Source organism: uncultured Thiodictyon sp., from assembly GCF_903828115.1.
Lineage (GTDB): Bacteria > Pseudomonadota > Gammaproteobacteria > Chromatiales > Chromatiaceae > Thiodictyon.
Window position 1 is genome coordinate 1 of the sequence record NZ_CAIKKU010000213.1, and the last position, 3,995, is coordinate 3,995.

Annotated in this window: 5 protein-coding genes and 1 pseudogene; all 6 read left to right on the plus strand. The window is 65.8% G+C overall.

The annotated features are described in order from the left end of the window. Positions 1-220 precede the first annotated feature (220 nt). Complete coding sequence (locus tag QZY48_RS07730) at positions 221-1,210, plus strand: serine/threonine protein kinase (protein WP_295429800.1); 990 nt, start codon at positions 221-223, stop codon at positions 1,208-1,210. Between the two features lie 31 nt (positions 1,211-1,241). Next, a complete protein-coding gene (gloA, locus tag QZY48_RS07735; protein WP_295429802.1) occupies positions 1,242-1,628 on the plus strand; it encodes a lactoylglutathione lyase in 387 nt (128 codons plus the stop codon). 11 nt (positions 1,629-1,639) lie between these two features. Next, positions 1,640-1,939: a N(2)-fixation sustaining protein CowN gene (cowN, locus tag QZY48_RS07740; protein WP_295429804.1), complete on the plus strand. Its 300-nt coding sequence runs from the start codon at positions 1,640-1,642 to the stop codon at positions 1,937-1,939. 10 nt (positions 1,940-1,949) lie between these two features. Then, complete coding sequence (locus QZY48_RS07745; RefSeq protein ID WP_295429806.1) at positions 1,950-2,393, plus strand: DUF2721 domain-containing protein; 444 nt, start codon at positions 1,950-1,952, stop codon at positions 2,391-2,393. A gap of 30 nt (positions 2,394-2,423) precedes the next feature. After that, positions 2,424-2,555: a hypothetical protein gene (locus QZY48_RS07750; protein ID WP_295429808.1), complete on the plus strand. Its 132-nt coding sequence runs from the start codon at positions 2,424-2,426 to the stop codon at positions 2,553-2,555. A gap of 74 nt (positions 2,556-2,629) precedes the next feature. Further along, positions 2,630-3,995, plus strand: a pseudogene (locus QZY48_RS07755) (hypothetical protein); the annotation flags it as partial.

Genomic DNA, 3,995 nt, shown 5'->3' on the forward strand with positions numbered 1-3,995 from the left:
ATGGCGTCGGTTCATCACCGTAAAGCTCCCCACCGTGGGAGCTAACGGCGAAAACCAAGCCATGCACCCCTGGGCAGCCTCGTTGAAGCAGGAACTTAGCACTGAATCTGCCTATGTGTAGGTTTGTGTAAGTCTAAGAGATACGGTTCGGTAGATGATCCGCCGCACCCGAGCGCCGATCGGCAGGCGAGCGAGCCCCGATCCCGGATAGAATCCGGCCATGAAAACCTCAAGCCCAACCCCCTACGCCGACCTGAGCCCGGATCGCGTGCTCGACGCGGTGGAGTCCATCGGGCTCCCCACCGACGGTCACCTGCTGGCGCTCAACAGCTACGAGAACCGCGTCTACCAGGTCGGCATCGACGAGGCCGAACCGGTCATCGCCAAGTTCTACCGCCCCGGCCGCTGGAGCGACGCCGCCATCCTGGAGGAACACGCCTTCAGCCAGGAGTTGGCGGACGCCGAGATCCCGGCGGTCCCGCCCTACGCGACCCTGGGGCGGACCCTGCACGAACACCGCGGCCACCGCTTCTCCCTGAGCCCCCGGCACGGCGGGCGCACACCGGAACTGGAGGACGCCCCGGTACTGGAGTGGCTCGGGCGGCTCCTGGGGCGCATCCACGCCATCGGCGCCGTCACCCCCTTCCAGCACCGTCCCACACTCGACATCGAGGCCTTCGGCACCCGCCCGCGCGACCTGCTGCTCGCCGGGGGCTGGGTCCCCAAAGACCTGCTGCCGGCCTACAGCTCGGTCGTGGATCAGGCGCTTGAAGGCGTGCATGCCTGCTTTGAACGGGCCGGCGACTACACGGCCATCCGCCTGCACGGCGACTGTCACCGCGGCAATCTGCTGTGGACCGACCGCGGCCCGCACTTCGTCGACTTCGACGACGCCCGCATGGGGCCCGCGGTACAGGACCTGTGGATGCTGCTCTCCGGCGACCGCCCCGATCAGACCCGCCAATTGGCCGACGTACTCGCCGGCTACGAGGACTTCTGCGACTTTGACCACCGGGAACTGCACCTGATCGAGGCCCTGCGCACCCTACGCCAAATCCACTACGCCGCCTGGCTCGCCGGCCGCTGGGAGGACCCCGCCTTCCCCGCCGCCTTCCCCTGGTTCAACACCCAGCACTACTGGCAGGACCACATCCTGGCCCTGCGCGAACAGATCGCCGCCATGGAAGAGGGGCCGCTGTGGTCGGCCTGACCGCGCCCATGAAACCCCCGAGGAAAGACCTATGAGAATCCTGCATACCATGCTACGCGTCGGTGACCTCAACCGGGCCATCGACTTCTATACCAAGGTCCTGGGGATGACGCTGCTGCGCCGCCAGGACTACCCGGAGGGGCGCTTTACGCTGGCCTTCGTGGGCTACGGCGCCGAGTCGGAACAGGCGGTCATCGAGTTGACCTATAACTGGGATACCAGCGCCTATGACCTGGGGACCGGGTATGGTCATATCGCTTTGGAGGTGGATGATGTCTACCAGGCGTGCGCCCAGATCCGGGAGCGCGGCGGGCGGGTCATGCGTGAGGCCGGACCCATGAACGCCGGCACCACCATCATTGCCTTTGTGGCGGACCCGGACGGCTACCCGATCGAGCTGATCGGGCGCATGGGATGAGGTAATCGGCAGTGAATCCTGAATCGCACGAGGGTCCGGCGACGGACCGCTATCTGAGCTTCGTGGGGCTGGACTGCGACGCCAAGGCGCAACAGATGGTCGACGCACTCCGGCTGGCAATGACCGCCCACGGGCGCAATGACCCCTTCTGGGACTATTTCGAGGCCAAATTGAACGGCACCAAGGGGCCGGCCCACGATGAACTCTATCACCTGCACTGCCACCTGAACGACCTGCGCGACCTGCTGGAGCACTGGGAGGAGCCGGACCTGGCAGCGCTGCTGGAAACCCTGGAAGTCGAATGCTGTTAGGTGCTGCCCCATGCCCACAGAACCAACGATCTCCGCCATCTCGCACCTCATCCAGGTCGCAGTCGCCCCGGTCTTTCTGCTCGCCGGGATCGGGTCCGTCCTCGGGGTCATGGCCAACCGGCTGTCGCGTATCGTCGACCGCGCCCGGGTGGTCGAGGGGGTCCTGACGAGCGAGACGGACGAAACCGGCCCGATCCACGAGGAAATGCTCACGCTGGAGCGGCGCGCCCGCATCATCAGCCTGTCCATCGGGCTGTGCACCCTGACCGCACTCCTGGTGTGCGCGGTGATCGCCGTGATGTTTCTCAGTGCCTTTTTTTCGTTCGATACCTCGTTGGCGGTCGCGGCCCTGTTCATCCTGGCGATGCTTTTCTTTATCTGCGCGCTGACCATGCTCCTGCGGGAGATCCTGCTGGCCACGGTCGGCCTGCGTTTCGGACCCGAGCGTAAGTGACGAGTCAAGAAACGCTTAGACACAGTCGTTGTGGTAACCGTTGTCGTTGTCGTTGTCGTTGTCGTAATCGAAGAAGCGATACACTTCGAGGTCCGAGAGCATCCGGGGCGCTACGATGACCTCGATTACGACAACGACAACGGCACTCCAGGCAGTCCCTAATAGAATTGTTTAACTTATTAGTGAACCGTTCCTGGGTGACCTAGGGCGGCCCCCCTTTCCCGCGAGTCCCACCCATGCCAAGCCACCCCCAGCACCCCGACTGTATCCGCCTGCGCGGGGTGCGCCAGAACAATCTCAAGAACCTGGATCTGGACCTGCCGCTTGGTCAGTTGATTGTGGTGACCGGGGTCTCGGGCTCCGGCAAATCGTCGCTCGCCTTCGATACGGTCTACGCCGAGGGTCAGCGGCGCTATGTGGAGACCTTCTCGCCCTATGCCCGGCAGTTCCTGGACCGCATGGACAGGCCCGCGGCGGACCGGATCGAGGGCATCCCGCCGGCCATCGCCATCGATCAGACCAATACGGTACGCAACTCCCGCTCGACCGTCGGGACCATGACTGAACTGGCGGATTACCTGAAGCTGCTGTTCGCCCGCGCGGCGCGGCTCTTCTGCCGGGGCTGCGGGCGGGAGGTCCGGCGCGACACGCCGGAGTCCGTCTGGGAACAACTAACGGCCATGGCGCCCGCGTCACCACGAAAGACGAAAGTTGCGGGCGCCATGGCCGTTTCCTCACCCCGCCCTCTCCCAGAGGGAGAGGGGGAATTGGAGCGCGCTCCCGGCGCGACTTTCACGGTAACGCGCGACGCCGAACGCCCGCGGGTGCAGGTCTGCTTTCAGGTCGCCGTGCCCGAATCACTGGGGGCCGAGGAGGTCCGGCAGCTGCTCGCCCAGCAGGGCTATGTGCGGCTCTTGGAAGCCGCAGGCCCGGCGCTGACCGTGGTCCAGGACCGGCTGCGCCTCACCGACGAGAACCGGGGCCGCGCCCTGGAGGCGATCGAGACCGCGCTGGAGCGCGGCCATGGGCGGCTGCTGGTCTATCCGGTCGGGCCGGAGCAGGAAACCGGCACGCCTTGGCGCTTCTCCGCCGACCTGCACTGCCCAGACTGTGACCTGACCTATCGCGAGCCCCTGCCGAACCTGTTTTCCTTCAACTCACCCATCGGTGCCTGCGAGACCTGTCGGGGCTTCGGCCGGACCATCGGGATCGACTGGGGGCTGGTGGTCCCGGACCCGGGCAAGTCGCTGATCGAAGGGGCCATCAAGCCTATCCAGTCGGACAGCTATGCGGAAGTTCAAGAAGAGCTGATGGGCTTTGCCCACCGCCGCGGCCTCCCGACCGACGTGCCCTGGCGCGACCTGTCCCAGGCGGACCGGGACTGGGTGATCGAGGGCGAGGGCGAGTGGGACGCCGGGGTCTGGTTCGGCATCCGGCGCTTTTTCGCCTGGCTGGAGGCACGCGCGTACAAGATGCATGTGCGGGTGCTGCTGTCGCGTTACCGGTCCTATGAGACCTGTCCCAGTTGCAATGGGGCTAGACTGAAGGACGAGGCGCTAGGGTGGCGCCTGGGAGCGCGGGCGTCCCGCCCGCCCGCGGGCG